This is a genomic window from Vibrio sp. 10N.239.312.D08, assembly GCF_041466145.1.
Classification (GTDB): domain Bacteria; phylum Pseudomonadota; class Gammaproteobacteria; order Enterobacterales; family Vibrionaceae; genus Vibrio; species Vibrio crassostreae_C.
Map to the genome: position 1 here is coordinate 109,738 of NZ_JBFSSD010000009.1, position 17,833 is coordinate 127,570.

The 17,833-nt window shown below is 44.4% G+C and carries 17 protein-coding genes; 3 read left to right on the forward strand and 14 right to left on the reverse strand.

From position 1 onward, the window contains the following. Positions 1-9 precede the first annotated feature (9 nt). The 5 genes from hemN to AB6D58_RS07275 all read right to left on the reverse strand — a co-directional run bounded on the left by hemN (position 10) and on the right by AB6D58_RS07275 (position 4,613). Positions 10-1,401 carry an oxygen-independent coproporphyrinogen III oxidase gene (hemN, locus tag AB6D58_RS07255; RefSeq protein ID WP_102332593.1) on the reverse strand — a complete coding sequence of 464 codons (1,392 nt, stop codon included), beginning with the start codon at positions 1,399-1,401 and terminating at the stop codon, positions 10-12. A gap of 346 nt (positions 1,402-1,747) precedes the next feature. Further along, positions 1,748-2,236 (reverse strand): DUF2489 domain-containing protein, encoded by a 489-nt coding sequence (locus AB6D58_RS07260; RefSeq protein ID WP_017079341.1) that lies wholly within the window; start codon positions 2,234-2,236, stop codon positions 1,748-1,750. A 6-nt stretch (positions 2,237-2,242) separates the two neighbouring features. Beyond that, a complete protein-coding gene (gene yihI / locus AB6D58_RS07265) occupies positions 2,243-2,800 on the reverse strand; it encodes a Der GTPase-activating protein YihI (RefSeq protein WP_017060163.1) in 558 nt (185 codons plus the stop codon). Continuing rightward, entirely contained in the window at positions 2,800-3,438 is a 639-nt protein-coding gene (locus AB6D58_RS07270) for a class I SAM-dependent methyltransferase (protein WP_010433503.1), read from the reverse strand. The genes yihI and AB6D58_RS07270 overlap by 1 nt, the downstream gene beginning before the upstream one ends. A gap of 557 nt (positions 3,439-3,995) precedes the next feature. After that, positions 3,996-4,613 carry a cytochrome c gene (locus tag AB6D58_RS07275; RefSeq protein WP_012602993.1) on the reverse strand — a complete coding sequence of 206 codons (618 nt, stop codon included), beginning with the start codon at positions 4,611-4,613 and terminating at the stop codon, positions 3,996-3,998. A 148-nt stretch (positions 4,614-4,761) separates the two neighbouring features. Here AB6D58_RS07275 and yihA point away from each other — a divergent pair, with 148 nt between their 5' ends. Then, positions 4,762-5,421 (forward strand): ribosome biogenesis GTP-binding protein YihA/YsxC, encoded by a 660-nt coding sequence (gene yihA / locus AB6D58_RS07280; protein WP_017060162.1) that lies wholly within the window; start codon positions 4,762-4,764, stop codon positions 5,419-5,421. 218 nt (positions 5,422-5,639) lie between these two features. After that, positions 5,640-6,239 (forward strand): GTP-binding protein, encoded by a 600-nt coding sequence (locus AB6D58_RS07285; protein WP_017060161.1) that lies wholly within the window; start codon positions 5,640-5,642, stop codon positions 6,237-6,239. 507 nt (positions 6,240-6,746) lie between these two features. Here AB6D58_RS07285 and polA read toward each other — a convergent pair. The 3 genes from polA to hemB form a co-directional block, all read right to left on the reverse strand. Then, complete coding sequence (gene polA / locus AB6D58_RS07290; protein WP_372156872.1) at positions 6,747-9,545, reverse strand: DNA polymerase I; 2,799 nt, start codon at positions 9,543-9,545, stop codon at positions 6,747-6,749. Between the two features lie 680 nt (positions 9,546-10,225). Beyond that, positions 10,226-10,660 (reverse strand): GNAT family N-acetyltransferase, encoded by a 435-nt coding sequence (locus AB6D58_RS07295; RefSeq protein WP_017063054.1) that lies wholly within the window; start codon positions 10,658-10,660, stop codon positions 10,226-10,228. A gap of 76 nt (positions 10,661-10,736) precedes the next feature. After that, positions 10,737-11,780, reverse strand: a complete 1,044-nt coding sequence (gene hemB / locus AB6D58_RS07300) for a porphobilinogen synthase (RefSeq protein ID WP_371721999.1) — start codon at positions 11,778-11,780, stop codon at positions 10,737-10,739. Positions 11,781-11,988: 208 nt separating this feature from the next. Here hemB and AB6D58_RS07305 point away from each other — a divergent pair, with 208 nt between their 5' ends. After that, complete coding sequence (locus AB6D58_RS07305; RefSeq protein WP_017063053.1) at positions 11,989-12,750, forward strand: TatD family hydrolase; 762 nt, start codon at positions 11,989-11,991, stop codon at positions 12,748-12,750. A gap of 288 nt (positions 12,751-13,038) precedes the next feature. Here AB6D58_RS07305 and tatC read toward each other — a convergent pair whose 3' ends face one another. The 6 genes from tatC to ubiE form a co-directional block, all read right to left on the reverse strand. Further along, complete coding sequence (tatC, locus tag AB6D58_RS07310; protein ID WP_017060156.1) at positions 13,039-13,794, reverse strand: twin-arginine translocase subunit TatC; 756 nt, start codon at positions 13,792-13,794, stop codon at positions 13,039-13,041. A gap of 148 nt (positions 13,795-13,942) precedes the next feature. Beyond that, on the reverse strand, positions 13,943-14,350 hold the full coding sequence (tatB, locus tag AB6D58_RS07315; protein ID WP_136978539.1) for a Sec-independent protein translocase protein TatB: 408 nt from the start codon (positions 14,348-14,350) through the stop codon (positions 13,943-13,945). Positions 14,351-14,353: 3 nt separating this feature from the next. Then, the gene (gene tatA / locus AB6D58_RS07320; RefSeq protein WP_009848052.1) at positions 14,354-14,608 is read right to left on the reverse strand and encodes a Sec-independent protein translocase subunit TatA; all 255 of its coding nucleotides are present in this window, start codon (positions 14,606-14,608) and stop codon (positions 14,354-14,356) included. A 53-nt stretch (positions 14,609-14,661) separates the two neighbouring features. Beyond that, positions 14,662-16,296, reverse strand: a complete 1,635-nt coding sequence (ubiB, locus tag AB6D58_RS07325; RefSeq protein ID WP_017065813.1) for a ubiquinone biosynthesis regulatory protein kinase UbiB — start codon at positions 16,294-16,296, stop codon at positions 14,662-14,664. After that, positions 16,293-16,898 carry an SCP2 domain-containing protein gene (locus AB6D58_RS07330; protein ID WP_017063051.1) on the reverse strand — a complete coding sequence of 202 codons (606 nt, stop codon included), beginning with the start codon at positions 16,896-16,898 and terminating at the stop codon, positions 16,293-16,295. Before AB6D58_RS07330 ends, ubiB begins: the two co-directional genes overlap by 4 nt. A gap of 97 nt (positions 16,899-16,995) precedes the next feature. Further along, positions 16,996-17,775, reverse strand: coding sequence for a bifunctional demethylmenaquinone methyltransferase/2-methoxy-6-polyprenyl-1,4-benzoquinol methylase UbiE (gene ubiE / locus AB6D58_RS07335; RefSeq protein ID WP_026012235.1), 780 nt, complete (start codon positions 17,773-17,775; stop codon positions 16,996-16,998). Between the last annotated feature and the right edge of the window lie 58 nt (positions 17,776-17,833).

Here is a 17,833-nt window from a genome sequence, read left to right on the forward strand (position 1 = left end):
ATCGAGCGATTAGATAACGCGAGAGAATTGCTGCTGGCGAGCCTTTGCACGTAAGTATTTATCAAAACACATACAGATGTTACGGATCAGCAAGCGGCCACGCAGAGTAACGCGGATTTCTTTGTCATCGACTTCAACCAAATCATCGTTGATGAAGGTTTGTAGAAGCTCTAAATCTTCTTTGAAGTAGCGATTAAAGTTAACCGAGAACTCAGATTCGATCATTGTTTTATCAAGCTTGAAGTTACAAATCAGCTGCTTGATCACTTCACGACGTAGAAGGTCGTCACTGTCTAGAGCAACACCTTTCCAAAGTGCATGACGCAGGTCATTCACCTGAGCGTAGTACTTCTTCAGCTCTTTCTGATTTTGTGCGTAAGCATCACCAACCATAGAAATCGCAGAAACACCGAAACCAATTAAGTCAGCTTCACCTTGGGTGGTGTAGCCTTGGAAGTTACGATGCAGAATACCTTCACGCTGTGCTACGGCTAGCTCATCTTCAGGTAGTGCGAAGTGATCCATACCAATGAACTGGTAACCCGCTCCCGTTAGCGTCTCGATGGTATCTTGCAAGATAGCCATTTTCTCTTTCGCTTCAGGTAGATCTTCGTCTTTAATCTTACGCTGCGCCGCAAACAGCTGAGGCATGTGTGCGTAGTTAAATACCGATAAACGGCCCGGCTTCATTTCTAACACTTGCTTCAATGTTTCAGCGAACAAAGCTTGAGTCTGCTTTGGTAGGCCGTAGATCAAATCAAGGTTGGTTGAACGGAAGCCTAGCTCTTTCGCTCGTTTAACCATCGCAATGATGAACTCTTCATCTTGCTCACGGTTAACCAGTTTCTGCACTTCTTTATTGAAGTCTTGCACACCAATGCTCAGGCGGTTGAAGCCTTCGTTACGCAGGTGGTCAAGTACGTCTAGCTCAATCTCACGCGGGTCAACTTCAATACTGATTTCAGCGTCAGCAGTGAAATTAAATTCCTCACGCAGAATCATCATCAAGCGAGTAATTTGTGTTTTGGTCAAGAACGTTGGCGTACCACCACCGAAGTGCAATTGCGTCACTTCACGGCCATTCAACAAAGAGGCGCGCTGGCGGATTTCATGTTCAATCACATCTAAGTACTCATCCGCTTTATGCGAGTGACGAGTAATGACTTTATTACAACCACAGTAGTAACAAAGCTTATGACAGAACGGGATATGCACGTAAAGAGAGAGTGGACGCTCAGGGTACTGAGTACACGCCATGTCGTAATCAGCGACGGTAAACGCTTCATGAAACTCCAACGCTGTTGGATATGAAGTGTAACGAGGTCCCGAATAGTTGTACTTGTTTAAGATCTCTTGATCCCAAACGATTTGCTGATTCGTTGTTACTGGCTTGCTCGACATAGCGGTAATTCCAATTTAGATCCGCGAGAACCTAAGGTCTCTCAAATCATTTTACATACATTAAAATATAGACGGGTTATTTTGCCACACGACCAGTAAGGTCGTTCCAAGACAAAATCAATTTTTCAGACAAAAACTCAGAACTGCTAGCTTGATCACTAACAAAGCGTCGGGATTAACGAGACGCAAAAGGTAAGAAGGCTCATTTAACATTGTCTATTAAAAGATAAGGCGACTTAAAAACAAGATGCATTTAAGATGAAAAGTCTTAAATGCATAGGTATTAAAAGCAGCGCGTCTAAAAACGGAATGTTAAACAAGCCTCTATATTTAAAAGTCTTAGTGACTAGATCATCTGAATGTTGATTTGGTTATTGAGAGGCTTAACCTTCTCCTGCAACCTTTTCAAATCTTCAATGACCGCATCATTCAAGCGAGTCTCCGCCTTATGGCGTGTGAGATTCTGCTGCATGCGCTCTTTCTTCGTCAGTTCCTGCCTTCCGTCTCCGCGAGCCATATCTTTTACGATATGGTACAGCTCAGAAAGAGCAGGATACTCAGAATCAAAATCGACACGCTCATCACCCTGAACATTATCCATAATGATACACACTCGGATACTGATCTCAGGTAAGTCACATTGCCCTTGAATGCCCGCTAAGCACAAAGTATTTACGTTTTCGTAAATCGTCGCGTTGCGTTTTTCAATGGCTAGTGCTTGATGCTGCTTTTGCAACTCCGTCTGCTTCTTCACTTGAAGTAGAAGGTAACCTGCGTAAGAGCCCAAGCCGAGAATGATAATTCCACCAGCAATTGCTAATAAGGTTACGTTCACTGGCTATTAACCTTTAAAGCTGTCTAAATCGAAATCTTCGAATTGAGATAGCAAGTCTTCGTCAGAGCTCGCTTTCTTCTTAGAGGCAACCGGTGCTTCTTCGAAGATCTCTTCTTCATCGTCTTCTGGCTCTAGTAGACCTAAGCGTCCCATTAGGTGTTCGATACGATCAAGTTTCTCATCAACAAACTTCTGTAGACCAGCACCTAGGTTTTCACCATTTTCGATACGATCTAGGAGTGTGTTCAGTTGAGCGTCATTCTCAAGCATCTCTAACTCTTGTTCGTTAGATAGCTTGCGCTCTTGTTTAGTCGGCTTCTTCGCTGGTTCAACGATCAGCGGAATTTTTTTCTTGCTGCCTAAACGTGGATCACGAGCTTGTGCAGCTTTACGCTGTTTTGCTTCGCTACCATCTGAGTGACGGCTGCCAGACTTAAGGCCTTTACGCTTTTTAACACGCTTACGTTCACGACCTTCAACATCAGATTCACTACGGTTACGAGTAACCATAGGCTCCGGAGCGCCAAGTGCTCCCGGCTTTCTTGATTTCTTACTACGACCCATTACTGCACTTTCCTCAGTAAAATTACATCATTTCCAAAAAATTCTAGTTCGAGCTTATCCCGCTCTGCCAAAAACTGGAATGTTTGACGACTAAAGAAGACGACATGTGTCGGGTCATTCTTGTAGTGCCAACCAGCAAACGCGTCTACGTCTATTACTAGTTTAGTCATAAGACCAATCCAGCCCTTGGGTTTAACTAAATTCAACCATTGCTGCCACACTTTGTCTGGGTGATAAAGATGCTCTATCACCTCCGTGGCAGTCATAAAGTCATACGTTTTTTCCAACACAGAGGGTTCTGGGTGGTAATAGATATCGTACAACTCCATGGTGTGTCCGGCTTCTTCTAACATAATAGATAGCGTAGGGCCTGGGCCACAACCAAAATCCAACCCGTGTGAGTTAGATGAAATTTTGTCTGTTAGTGGATCCGCGATGCGAGATAAAAAGCGGCGATAGCCTGCATCACTAGGATCGTTCTCATGGAGATCATAGTGTGCTTTTTCTTCTTTTGCTTCTAACCTTTGTTCAGGTTTAACAAATACCAGTTCACATTGCTGACACTGCAGATAGGCTCTGCGTTTGTCTTCAAAATAGTGATTCACGCCTTGGTGATGGCATAAGGGACAAGTATACATAGCACATCCTTAAACAGGGATGCGAAACATACCAGAAACTGAGTTTATAGTGGAGAGGTATTGGGTGTTTTTTCATCAAATCAATAAAAAAAGCGATAGGAAAACCTATCGCTCTCTAAATCTGCCTATATCGGCCAAAATTTGCATACTCAACTTGGTACACAAATCTCCATTTGTTATTGGTGCTTTCCATGCCAAATTTGTTTGTTGTTCATCGTCCTGATGAGTTTTGGCTATCCTTTTCTAACACCTTGTTGCTGGGCTGTCCTAGCCTGATCCATTTCTGTCTATACCGTTAGACTAGATGATCATCCATATCTAAGTCAGCTCCTAGCTGATGGCGGTTACTTTACCGTGTTACAAAAAGACTACAAGAGTGCGACTTCACACTTTTGTACACAAATCGATCACACATTGATAAATCAGACATAAACACAAAACGCATTAATAAAACCAATACAAAAGAAAACGCCCCGACCATTACTGATCGGGGCGTCTCTTCAATCTCGCTCGAACGTACATTCCTTTACTCTGGCTAAGAGCAAGAAACCGACAAATTAGTGTAAACCACCAACGTACTTCGATAAGGTATCAATATCAGCGTCTGTTAACTTTTTAGCTACATCACGCATCATCGCATTCATGTCGTTATTACGGTCACCATCGCGGAATTTTTCAAGTTGAGCCTTGATGTAATCTGCGTGCTGACCTGAAATCTTAGGGAAACCAGAAAGTTCGGTACCATTACCACGAGGGCCATGACAAGCAATACACGCCGTTACGCCGCGTTCTGCGTTACCCGCTGTGTAAAGAACCTTACCTTCATCTACTACATTTTCAGGAGTAGAGTTACTAGAGATAGGTAGAGAGGCGTAGTATGCCGCTAGGTCAGCCATATCTTCTTCAGATAAAGGCATCGCCATTGCACCCATTACGGGTTCGTAACGACCTTGCTTACCACCACTTGTCATACCTAGCTTAAGCTCTTTTAACTGCTTCTCTAGATACTTCTCATGTTGACCAGCCAGCTTAGGGTACTGAGTGATCAGGCTGTTGCCGTCAGCACCGTGGCAGGCAACACATGTTTGTGATTTGGCTTTACCAGCTTCAATACTACCTTGAGCCCATACTGAGCAGCTGGCTAAAAGACTCAAAATTAGCGCTAATTTCTTCATGACATTCCATTATAATTATCAAGCTTCCAGTACCACTCTATGTTGCCACTCATGGTACAATAGGCGACCTTATGCCGAGCACGGTTATTTTACACAAATTCACAAAAAAGTAATCAATCGACTACACAAAGTCGAGATGGAGTTAACAGTGAGCGTAAAAATTCATTATCAAAACACGCATTTCATTACCAGTGCACCTGATATTCGTCATTTACCAGAAGACGAAGGGATCGAAATTGCGTTTGCAGGACGCTCCAATGCTGGTAAATCTAGCGCGCTAAATCGCGTTACAAACCAAAAAAGCTTGGCGAAAACCAGTAAAACACCCGGTCGAACTCAGCTAATCAACCTATTTAAGGTAACGGACGGTTGTCATATCGTCGATTTACCTGGATATGGCTTTGCTCAAGTACCACTTGAGATGAAGAAAAAATGGCAGAAGTCGCTAGGTGAATACCTACAACGACGTGAAAGCCTGAAAGGTTTAGTGGTATTGATGGATATCCGTCACCCAATGAAAGACCTTGACCAACAAATGATCTACTGGGCTATCGATAGCCGCATCCCAGTACAGGTTTTGTTAACAAAAGCAGACAAACTGAAAAGTGGTGCGCGTAAAGCACAGCTACTGAAAATCCGTAACGATGCAAAATCTTTCGGTGGTGATGTTGCGGTTGATGTCTTCTCTTCAATGAAGGGCATCGGCGTTGACCAACTGCGTGCCAAGATGGATGAGTGGTTTGCGCCTGCGCTTGCTGATCAAATCATTGATGAGTTAGCAGACGAAGAGCACAACGACTCAGAGTAGTTCCTCTACTTATCGCTATAGGTTAGAGCACTTACAACACGTGATTTAGCCTTATCAATGCCCCTCCTTATATAGGTGGGGTATTTTTTTGCCCAAAAATGAGTGAGTTAAGCCTAAGTTTTTAGTGTTAAAAATCGGATTTAGCCACTAAAACCAATAGAAGTGAACCATACTAAAAGACACATCTAAATAATCAGAACAATGAGAAAGGAATACTCATGTGGAAAACACCATTGGCCATCATTGCACTTATGTTGGTCTCACTGACAGGGTTTGCCTCTGAAGCAGAACAAGAACAAGCCCCACTGATCAATGTCGATATGACCTTAGACCTCGATGGCATGGAAAAGTACGCCCAAGATGCGAGTGAGTCTCTTGAGGTGATATCGCAATCTTTGCAGGCGATAGTCAACAACCCCAACCTAAGCGACGACCAGCAACAAGCCCTCAATCAAACGGTTGAAAGTATCAATAAGCTTGCGAGCTCCACCAAGACATCACTCAATCAACTGCCACAAGCCTTAGACCAATCTCGACTCGCCTTTAAACAAACCAGTCAAATGCTGTTGGATGACATTCAGACCAAGATCATCATTGCGTTAGCGGCCGTTATCGCCGTCATTATTATCGCTTTGACCGCTATCTATCTGCTTATCCTGAAACCCATGCAGCAAACCTTGGTAAAAGCGACCAACAATATCTCTTCGATGGCACAATCCATCCAGATCACCGCCGAAGCACTGAAATACAGCACCGAGAAACAACAGAAAATCATGGATTACATTGAGCATTCACCGACTCAATACACTGATAAATAAGGCGTGAGCCATCAATCCTTTATCGATAACTTGTAAAATAAAAGTTATTTCAAGTGATAAAACAATCGACTTAGAGACGGATTTAAATTACCAAAAGCTGATCGAATTCCAGATCTAAGGCAAATCAGGGGCTTATCACTGTGCTTGAGAAAGTGTAATAAAAGGCACTAAAAATGAGAGGTTTTACGGGGGAATGGTAGGTTGGAAATATTTTTCTTTCGCACAAGAAAAAACGCCCCAGTCAAATACTGACTGGGGCGGCTGAATCAGCCTAATCCAATAACGTGAAACAAAAGGTCTGAAAGATAGAACATCTTACCTCTGTACCCTACAAGATTTAATGTACAACAATTGCTCAGAAATGAAAACAATTTTTGTAGTTTTTTTTCATGAATGTTTTATTAAAACATCTAAGTTCTTTTCACAGCTTATCTTTATTCGAGACAAAAAAAAGCCAGTGTTTGTGCACTGGCTCATACTAATTTGCTTAATAAGGTCAAAAACTGATTAGTGGGCTTGATCCCAGTTATCACCGTGGCCAGCTTCCGCCACAAGCGGCACTTCTAGTTCTGCCGCGGATTCCATCAATTGTTGTACTTTACTTTCAATTTCGGCTAAAGCTGACTCTTCCACTTCAAACACCAATTCATCGTGTACTTGCATCAATAGCTTCACACGACCATCGCCTTCGGCTTGAATCCACTCATCGACTAACAACATCGCTTTCTTGATGATATCTGCCGCTGTACCTTGCATTGGCGCGTTGATCGCTGCGCGTTCAGCCGCTTTACGACGCATACCATTACGAGATTGAATTTCAGGAAGGTGCAAACGACGGCCGTAAATGGTTTCAACGAAGCCTTGCTCTGAAGCAGCACTGCGTGTGTCTTCCATGTACTGCATTACGCCAGGGTAACGTTCAAAGTAAGTGTCCATGTAGTGCTGTGCTTCCCCACGAGGAATACCCAGTTGCTTAGCCAAACCAAAAGCACTCATACCGTAGATAAGACCGAAGTTAACGGCTTTAGCACGACGACGCTGCTCAGTCGTTACCTGCTCAATATCAACACCAATGATCTCAGCAGCCGTTGCCGCGTGAATATCTTTGCCTTGTTGGAATGCTTCCAGAAGCGCTTTATCACCCGACAGGTGCGCCATGATACGCAATTCAATTTGAGAGTAATCGACCGCTAGAATCTTCCAGCCATGTTGTGCAACGAATGCTTGGCGGATACGACGACCTTCTTCATTACGAATTGGGATGTTCTGTAGGTTTGGATCTGTTGAAGACAAACGACCGGTTGCTGTCACCGCTTGGTGATAAGACGTATGAACACGACCCGTTTCAGCGTTGATCATCTTCGGCAGTTTATCTGTGTAGGTAGACTTGAGTTTCGCAAGACCACGATACTCAATGATCAGCTTAGGTAGCGGGTAATCAAGAGCCAGTTCTTGCAGCACTTCTTCGTTGGTTGAAGGTGCACCTGATGGCGTTTTCTTAATAACTGGCAAACCCATTTTCTCAAACAAGATCGCTTGCAGCTGTTTTGGCGAGTTCATGTTGAACTCTTGCTCTGCAATCTCATAGGCTTTCTGTTCTAGCTCATCCAATCGAACCGCAATCTCTTGCGATTGAGCGCCTAGCAGCATGTCATCGATGAATACGCCAGTGCGTTCAATGCGAGACATAACAGGGATCAGTGGTACTTCGATTTCTTCATAGATGGCTTTTAGCTTTTCATCTTGCTCAATGTTTTCCATCAAACGGTTATGAAGACGTAAAGTCACGTCAGCATCTTCTGCTGCGTATGGAGACGCTTCACCCAGCTCAATCTGGTTGAAAGTAAGCTGCTTCTTACCTTTACCTGCGATTTGCTCAAATGAGATGCAGCTGTGCTGAAGGAAACGCAGCGCTAGGCTATCCATATCATGCTTGCCGCCAACGCTATTAAAAACATAAGACGCTAGCATGGTGTCGTGCTTGATGCCTTTCATCTCGATACCGTAGCGCGCTAAAACGCTCATATCGTACTTCAGGTTTTGACCGACTTTAGCCTGTGCGTCATCTTCAAGAATCGGCTTAAGCTGTTCAAGTACCCAATCACGATCCAGTTGTTGAGGTGCATCTAAGTAGTCATGAGCAACCGGTACGTAAGCGGCAACGCCTTCTTCAGTTGCGAATGATAGACCAACAAGGTTAGCCACCATGTAGTCCAAGCTATCCGTTTCAGTATCAAAGGCAAACACCTCTGACGCTTTCAGTTTCTCTAGCCACGCATTAAAAGAGGCTTCATCTAGGATGGTTTCGTAGTTGCTGCGATCAATCGTCACTGCAGAGGTGTTCATTTCTACAGTAGATGTAGTTGATGCCTCGCTGCTGCGCACTGCACCCGACTTCTCATCCGCCTCAACCACGCCGCTGCCGCCTTCAAGTAGCTCGTTCAACCAAGATTTGAAGACCAGTTGACCGTATAGCTTAATCAGCTCATCCGTATTTGGTTGTGCTTTTACAAGCGACTCAGGTGTCTCTTCTAACTCGACGTCCAGTTTGATCGTTGCAAGCTCGTAAGACATCTCAGCGTTGTCTTTATTATCAATCAGCTTCTTAGCCATGGTTTTTGAACCACGGAAGCCAAGAGCGGCAATATCATCCAGGTTTTGATACAGCTTTTCGATGCTACCAATGCCTTGTAGTAGAGCAGTTGCTGTTTTGTCACCAACACCTGGAACGCCAGGAATGTTATCCACTTTATCGCCCATCAGTGCAAGGTAGTCGATAATCAGCTCAGGTGGGATGCCAAACTTCTCTATCACGCCTTCGCGATCCATAACCACGTTGGTCATGGTGTTGATCAAAGTAACGTTGTCATCAACCAGCTGCGCCATATCTTTATCGCCAGTACTGATCAAAACCGGCATGCCCGCTTTAGATGCTTGAGAAGCTAGCGTACCAATCACATCATCCGCTTCAACGCCTGGGATCGAGATAAGTGGTAGACCCATTGCGCGAATCACGTTGTGCAAAGGTTCGATCTGACAACGTAGATCATCCGGCATAGGTGGACGATTAGCCTTGTACTCTGGGTACATGTCATCACGGAACGTCTTTCCTTTTGCATCAAAAATAACCGCAATACGATCAGAAGCAAATTGACGCATCATGCTGCGCAGCATGTTAACTACACCGTAAACCGCGTTAGTCGGGATATCACCATTGCTCATGGTGCCAGGGTAAGCATGAAACGCGCGATATAGGTAAGAAGAGCCATCGATCAGAATCAATGGATTATCAGGAATACGAGCCATAATGTTTGTGTATCCAGTAAGTACAGAAATTATCTGTTAAGAATGCCACGTCTGTTGGTTGGATTCCACGTTGTCGATCTGTATCCGTTCACTCGGTTGTGTTCGTTATAATCGATTTGTTGTTATTTTTTGTTCTTAGACGCAAGCGTTCTGTGGATAACTCTGTTTATATTATTTATCCACCCTGTTGAGAACTACGGTGAACAACTCAAAAAACACCAATAAACAACTGAAAATAAAGAATAATTTTACAGATCGAACAGATGATCAACGATCTTTTCTCGATCTTGCGTTGTGGAAAAGAATGCTGATGGCGTTTTATTCATAAAAATACGTGCCACTAAATATGCATCTTGTTGAAATGGTAGGTATAAAAAAAAGCGACACCCGAAGATGTCGCCTAGCAAAAACCGGTAAAGCCATTCAAATTGAATACCACAGCTTTACCTAAAAGCTATAAATTACACTGGAAGCAATGTGAGCAATGTCGTGTCAAAAAGAACTTAGTACAAGTTCGCGAGAATTCTGTTGGGTAACCAAGTAGATACTTGAGTACTTAACATCCTTGTGAACATTTCCTCATTCCCTAAGACGAAGTTAATAATAATGATTCTCATTTAATAGTCAACAATTAAATGATAATAAATCTCATTTGATTTATAAACCGTTAACAGCAGTGCTTAAATTTGCTTCAAAAAATGGATTCTATGGTCATTAATGTCTTCTTTTTCTTCAAATCTTTCGATTAGGTAACCGTTTCTCAATAACAGGCGCAACATTGCAGGGAACTGGTTACGAGACTTAACCTTTAACTGTCTGTAGCCCTGCTCTTTCGCCCACTGTTCCTGAACGTCTAATTGCGCCTGTGCAACGCCTTTGTTCCTCGCGAGCGGTGACACGCCACCAAACCAGCTGTAAAAAGTATCTTGATCCAATTCATAGCCGATCTTAAAGCCAAGCAACACGCCAGCTTCTTCAGCCACTAAGATAAGGCTCTTTTTCCCTGCCAGCCGCTCTGACAGAGAAGCGACACTCTCTTTTTTAGCGAACTCAGAGATCTGCTCGACCACAGACACCACTTCTTCTAAAGAACCTTCACGTACGACAACTGACATCTTATTCATCCTTATAAACGAAAGGGCTGGCACAATGGCCAACCCTTTACTGATCACTTAAGTGAGATCTACACGGTTACTTTTCTTTTAAATGCTCAGCAGCTTGTGCGTCATCTTCAGCAAGCCACTCTGCGACATCTTTAGCGAAGTAAGTAAGAATGCCATCAGCGCCAGCACGCTTAAAGCACAACAGTGATTCCATGACGGTTTCGCGCTCTTTCAGCCAGCCGTTTTGAATCGCCGCTTTGTGCATCGCGTATTCACCAGATACTTGGTAAGCAAACGTAGGCGCTTGCAGTTCGTGCTTAACACGACGAACAATATCAAGGTAAGGCATGCCTGGTTTCACCATCACCATGTCCGCACCTTCATTAAGATCCATCGCGACTTCATGAATCGCTTCATCGCTGTTGGCTGGATCCATCTGGTAGTTCTTCTTGTTACCACCTTTCAGGTTCGAAGCACTGCCAACTGCATCACGGAATGGGCCGTAGTAGCACGATGCATATTTTGCAGAGTACGCCATAATCTGAGTATGAATATGGCCCGCTTCTTCTAACGCTTCACGGATCTTACCAATGCGACCATCCATCATATCCGATGGGGCAACTACGTCAGCACCCGCTTCAGCGTGTGATAATGCTTGCTTGATCAAGACTTCAGTCGTCTCGTCATTCATCACGTAACCATCTTCATCGATGATGCCGTCTTGGCCGTGAGTGGTGAACGGGTCTAGTGCTACGTCAGTAATAACGCCAATGTTTGGCACATGCTCTTTTAGTAAACGTACAGCGCGCTGCACCAAACCTTCTGAGTTATGAGCTTCAGCTGCGCATAAACTTTTAGCATCTTGGTTCACGACTGGAAATAGAGCAATCGCAGGAACACCCAGCTTTGACAGGTAATCTGCTTCCTCAAGCATGTAGTCGATCGACAAGCGTTCAACACCTGGCATTGACTCGACAGGCTCGCGGCGGTCTTTACCCATCAGGATAAACATTGGGTAGATTAGATCATCCACAGACAATTGATTTTCTGCCATTAGGCGACGGCTAAAGTCGTGCTTACGCATACGGCGCATACGGCGACCTGGGAATTGACCTTGAATTGAAACAGACACTAGATTCTCCTTGCCTAGTCTAAGCACCGAAATACTTAGATATGAAAAGTGCTAAATACAGGCAAAAGCATATCACTGATGGCTCAGGACGCTAGCAGTAAAATATGAAACCCACTCAAAAATAGGGATAAATGGCAAAAAATGACCTTCTCCTCACACTGCCGTATACTCATGACAACTCAGTAAAGACCGCTTTCAGGACAAAACAATGATCGACACCCATGCTCATATTTACGCTAGTGAATTCGATGAAGACCGCGAACAAGTTGTGCAGCGCGCACTGGCTCAAGGGATTGATACCATTCTATTGCCGAACATCGATTTAGAATCTATCGAACCAATGTTAGCAACGGAAGCGCAGTTTCCTGATGTGTGCCGTTCAATGATGGGCTTACACCCTTGTTATGTGGATGCGAATATCGAGCAAACCCTCAAAACCATTCGAGCTTGGTTTGATAAGCATGACTTTATCGCCGTGGGTGAGATTGGTATCGACTTGTACTGGGATAAAACCTTCAAGGCTGAACAAGAGATGGCGTTTGTGACTCAACTGCAGTGGGCAAAAGAGCTTGATCTACCTGTGGTGATCCACACTCGTGATTCCATTGAAGAGACACTTGCCCTACTTCGTAAAGAACAAGATGGCAGCTTACGCGGGGTATTCCACTGCTTTGGTAGCAGCTTAGAGGAAGCTCAAGCGATCAACGAGCTAGGCTTTCATTTAGGTTTAGGCGGCGTATCGACCTTTAAGAACTCTGGGATGGACAAGGTGATCCCACATCTCGATATGGATTACGTCATTCTAGAGACAGATTGCCCATACTTGGCACCAACACCGAATCGCGGTAAACGCAATGAACCAGCCTACACAGAATTAGTAGCAAAACGCATCGCCGAATTACGCGGAATTACCCTTGAAGAAGTCGAAAACATAACCACCAAAAATGCTAAGGCATTGTTTAATTTATGACAAATCTATTAATAAGTAATTATTACGGATTTTTCCTGAATTTATTTGAGAAAGCTAAGTGACATGTATAGTATCAACCACCTGCATATGGAGATAGTTGATTATGTGTGACCATTCACAACACTTACAACGTCAACATCGAACCCTATGGCATAAAATTTTGGGCATCAAAGAGCTCTATATATGTCAGAACTGTGGCTATCAGTTAAAGATTCGATAAACAGACATAATAAAAAAGCGGCCCTAGGCCGCTTTTTTATTATGTGGTTTTTACTGAAGCATTCCGAATCAAGATTCAGCTTCTTCCTCTTCATCCGCATCTGGCTTACGTGTATAAAAGCGTGCGAAAAACAGACCAATCTCAAACAGAATACACATTGGAATCGCCAACAGTGTTTGCGAGATCATATCTGGTGGTGTCAGCATCATACCGATGATGAAAGCACCCACCACAATGTAAGGACGCTTTTCAGACAGAGATTGAGGCGTTGTTGCCCCCGTCCAACACAACAAGATAATCGCAACAGGCACTTCAAAGGCAATACCAAAAGCAAAGAACAGCGCGAGCACAAAATCAAGGTAACTCGATATGTCGGTTGCGAACTCTACTCCCCCTAATGATATGGCCGTAAAAAAGCCAAATACCAACGGGAATACAATAAAGTAAGCGAACGCCACACCACAGTAAAACAGCAATGAACTTGAAGCCAATAGCGGCATGATCAAGCGTTTTTCATGCTTGTATAAACCCGGAGCAACAAAAGCCCACACCTGATACAAAATAAACGGAACCGCGAGGAATATAGACGCGATCAAGGTTAATTTCAGCGGTGTGAAAAATGGCGATGCAACATCGGTTGCGATCATCGTCGCCCCTTCCGGTAGACGATCTACCAAAGGTGCTGATACGAATTCATAAATATCATTAGCAAAATAAATTAGCCCGACAAATATCACTAGCACCGCGACAATCGCACGTAGTAGGCGATTACGTAGTTCTAGAAGGTGGCTAATTAAAGGCTGTGTCTGCTCAGTCGAAGACATGTCAAACCTCTTAAACAGGAAGATCGAAAAGGAGCCGCGCGTGTATCTATCCAGTTGAATTGGTATCCACTTGAATAGTTATTTACTTGAATAGATATCTATTTAAACATCTAGCGAATCAAGTATCCGGCGACTCCTCCTTGCGAGACTATTCGGCTTTCTTATCTGACGGTGCTGAAGCTTCGCTGTTGACCTGAATGGTTTCAGATTCCACAGTTTCCATGACACTAGGTTTAGTCTCACTTGGCTTATCAGACTCAGGCTTAGCATACGGACGTTGAACCTCAGCAGCGGCCTGCTTGAGTTCATCGACTGACGCTTTAAGGTCTGGAGATAAATCTTCCATACCCATTTTTTCCGCCTTGCGTAGGTTTTCTTGCAGCTCTTGCACCTTAAGCTCATGAGAAAGTTCATCTTTCACACTGTTTGCCATGCTTTTCGCTTGTCCAACAAACTTGGAAATAGTACGAATCGCCACGGGCAAACGCTCAGGTCCTAAAACCACTAACCCAACGACAGATATTAATACCAGTTCCCAAAAACCGATATCAAACACGATTTACGCCTGCTCTTTGTCTTTCTTTGTTTCAGCAGTTGTTTCAGCGCTAGCTTCTGTCTTCTGCTGTTCAATATTCTTTGGTTCGAAGTCTGCATCTTTCTTATCTGCAGGCTTGTCTTCATCGCTCATCGCTTTTTTGAAGCCTTTAACCGCTGAACCTAAGTCACCACCCATACCGCGCAGTTTCTTTGTTCCGAATAGCAAAATTACAATTACAGCAATGATTAGAAGTTGCCAAATACTGATACCACCCATTGTCATTGTCCTCGGGTCTGTCTACACATAAAAATATTAAGAGAGTCTACTGTCTAACGACGGTAAGCTCGCCAACTAAGCAACCAAAATGTGACACCTGCGATGCCACAGCCCATAGATAGCTGCTCATAAGGGCTTGAAACTAATATTGCGGAGCATACGACTAAAGTGGCTCCAACGCCAAACAAAAACTTTCCAGTTGCTTGCTGACGCTTACTATCTCGGTAACCTTGATAAAGCTGATCCATTCTGTGGTTCATCGCTTTACCTTGGCGCAAGCTGTCATAAAGTAGCTCTGGCAGCTCTGGCAGTTTTTCTGCCCAGAATGGCGCACGCTCTTTTACTGCGTTGATCACAGCTTGCGGCCCCACCTGATTCATCATCCAGGTTTCAAGGAAAGGCTTGGCGGTTGCCCACAAATCAAGTTGCGGATACAACTGACGACCTAGGCCTTCCACATACAACAAGGTCTTCTGTAGAAGTACCAACTGAGGCTGAACCTCCATGTTGAAACGTCTTGCTGTATTAAATAAGTTTAGCAACACATGGCCAAATGAGATCTCGCCAAGTGGTTTTGCAAAGATTGGCTCACACACCATACGGATCGCGAACTCAAAATCATTGACGTTAGTGTCGTGTGGCACCCACCCCGAATCAACGTGTAGCTCAGCAACTTTACGGTAATCTCGATTGAAGAAAGCCAACAAGTTCTCTGCTAAATAGCGCTTATCTTCGCTATTGAGCGTACCAACAATGCCACAATCCAAACCAATCCACTGAGGGTTATCTGGATTCTCTGGGTTAACAAATACGTTGCCCGGGTGCATGTCTGCATGGAAAAAGCTATCTCGGAATACTTGGGTGAAGAATACCGTCACACCGCGTTCCGCGAGCAATTTCATGTTGGTGCCGTTGGCTTCTAGCGTCTCAATATCGGAGACTTGAATACCATAGATTCGCTCTGACACCATCAGGGTTTCGCTGCTTAGATCAGGGATAACCTCTGGAACATACAGCTCTTCACTGCCTTCAAAATTACGTCGCAGTTGAATGGCATTGGCCGCCTCACGGCGCAGGTCGAGTTCATCAAGTAACGTTTTCTCGTACTCGTGAACCACTTCAACCGGTTTCAAACGACGTGCTTCAGGAAGCGACTTAGCGACTATACGCGCCATTCGGTGCATCAGTTTTAGATCTGCGTCAATCACCGGGCGAATATCAGGTCGAATTACCTTCAGAACAATCTCACGACCGCTCTCTTTAAGCTTTGCGGTATGCACCTGAGCGATAGAAGCAGAAGCCAGTGGCTCGATATCAAAGTCGGTAAACCAGTTGTCTAAACTGCCACCCAACGCCTTTTCCATATCTTGCTTCGCCAGTTGACCATCAAACGGCGCAACTTGGTCTTGCAACAACGCCAACTGATCGGCGATATGAGGAGGGAACAGATCACGACGTGTCGACATCATCTGTCCAAACTTGATCCACACTGGACCAAGTTCTTGCAGCGCAAGGCGCAAGCGATGACCCAACTCTTTATCTTGATGCTTGTTCTTGAGCCAAAACAGTGACTTTCGCGCCAACAAAGGGGCTTTAGTCAGTTGGTGTTCCGGCATCAACTCATCAAGGCCGTATTCCAACTGTACCTTGATAATATGATAAAGACGTTTCAGTTCTGCTGGGGTCATGCTTTCTCCAACAGAGCGTTCAACTTAGCTTCAAGACGAGCAGCAGAGCTTTTTACGTCATCAACTTGGTCGCAAAAATGCGCGACTTCTAACGGTGCAGGTGCGATCTTCCACTCTTCAGTCAGAACTTGAGCAACATGATTTTGATGCTTAGTTGCCTGTTTTGCTACAAAGCCACCGACGTTTTTAACGCCTTGCACCAAGGTATGCGCAACCACATCACCCGTTACGCGCGATAACCACTCTTCCAAATCAGGCTTGCAGTCTGTCATCAGTTGAGCGAATTTCTGAGCCAGTTGAATATCACCTTCTAAGATCAGCTTATCTTGCTTGATCAGCTTGGTGATGTTCGATTGCTCACGCAGTTCAGGTAACACCGATAGGTTCAAAGATAGGTAGCAGTCAGGCTGCCCTTCGTATTCTGACAACACATCAATCTGTTGGCTGAAAACGAAAGTGAGTGTTTTATTCAACTCTTTCAAATTGACTTGAATGATCTGCCCCTTTAAACGAGACAAACGACGAACCAGTGCTGGATCATCGTTCACGAAAGTATTTAAAGAGGTTTCAATAACCGCGGTTACCAATGGATCAAATGGCATGACTGTCCTTACCTTTGAAAACGGATAAGCCTTAACCTATCCGTTCTGTCTTTATTCTTATTTTTAGCACGCCCTACGAGCCTGCTACCAAGTTCGACTAGAACTTGTAACCACGGTGCAGCGCAACAATGCCGCCCGTTAGGTTGAAGTATTTCGTATTTTCAAAACCCGCTTCTTGCATCATGCCTTCCAAGGTTTCTTGGTTAGGGTGCATGCGGATTGATTCTGCAAGGTAACGATAGCTGTCTGCGTCGTTGGCAATCAGCTCACCCATTTTTGGCAACAGGTGGAAAGAGTAGGCATCGTAAACCTTTGATAGAGGCTCAAGTACTGGCTTAGAAAACTCAAGAACCAACAGACGACCGCCCGGCTTCAGCACACGGTACATTGAACGCAGCGCTTGGTCTTTATCGGTAACATTACGCAGACAGAAGCTGATGGTAATGCAATCGAAGTAGTTATCTGGGAAAGGTAGCTCTTCAGCATTGGCTTGAACGTAATGTACGTTGCCAACAATACCGCTATCACGCAGCTTATCGCGGCCAACATTCAGCATTGAGTTGTTGATATCAGCAAGAACCACATGGCCTTTTTCACCAACGATACGCGAGAATTTCGCAGTCAGGTCGCCAGTACCACCACCAAGATCTAGGATACGTTGACCAGGGCGAACGCCACTGCAATCAATCGTGAATCGCTTCCACAAGCGGTGAACACCACCCGACATTAAGTCATTCATGATGTCGTATTTAGCGGCTACAGAGTGAAATACCTCTGCTACTTTCGCGACTTTTTCGTCTTTTGCGACTGTTTCGAAACCAAAGTGTGTGGTTTCTGACTCTACTGCTGAATTTGTCTGCACGCTTGTGTCCATAATGCTGTTATCTACCATGGTAAGTTCTCATCGACAGCACACTCTCTATTTAGAGGCGCTG

Excerpts from the sequence above, each read along its gene's own strand:
- AB6D58_RS07270 (WP_010433503.1), bottom strand. The coding sequence starts at position 3,438 with ATGTATACTTGTCCCTTATGCCATCACCAAGGCGTGAATCACTATTTT.
- yihI (WP_017060163.1), bottom strand. The coding sequence starts at position 2,800 with ATGGGTCGTAGTAAGAAATCAAGAAAGCCGGGAGCACTTGGCGCTCCG.
- AB6D58_RS07330 (WP_017063051.1), bottom strand. The coding sequence starts at position 16,898 with ATGCCATTTGATCCATTGGTAACCGCGGTTATTGAAACCTCTTTAAAT.
- AB6D58_RS07295 (WP_017063054.1), bottom strand. The coding sequence starts at position 10,660 with ATGTCAGTTGTCGTACGTGAAGGTTCTTTAGAAGAAGTGGTGTCTGTG.
- AB6D58_RS07275 (WP_012602993.1), bottom strand. The coding sequence starts at position 4,613 with ATGAAGAAATTAGCGCTAATTTTGAGTCTTTTAGCCAGCTGCTCAGTA.
- tatA (WP_009848052.1), bottom strand. The coding sequence starts at position 14,608 with ATGGGTGGTATCAGTATTTGGCAACTTCTAATCATTGCTGTAATTGTA.
- AB6D58_RS07305 (WP_017063053.1), top strand. The coding sequence starts at position 11,989 with ATGATCGACACCCATGCTCATATTTACGCTAGTGAATTCGATGAAGAC.
- AB6D58_RS07285 (WP_017060161.1), top strand. The coding sequence starts at position 5,640 with ATGTGGAAAACACCATTGGCCATCATTGCACTTATGTTGGTCTCACTG.
- polA (WP_372156872.1), bottom strand. The coding sequence starts at position 9,545 with ATGGCTCGTATTCCTGATAATCCATTGATTCTGATCGATGGCTCTTCT.
- hemN (WP_102332593.1), bottom strand. The coding sequence starts at position 1,401 with ATGTCGAGCAAGCCAGTAACAACGAATCAGCAAATCGTTTGGGATCAA.
- tatC (WP_017060156.1), bottom strand. The coding sequence starts at position 13,794 with ATGTCTTCGACTGAGCAGACACAGCCTTTAATTAGCCACCTTCTAGAA.
- ubiB (WP_017065813.1), bottom strand. The coding sequence starts at position 16,296 with ATGACCCCAGCAGAACTGAAACGTCTTTATCATATTATCAAGGTACAG.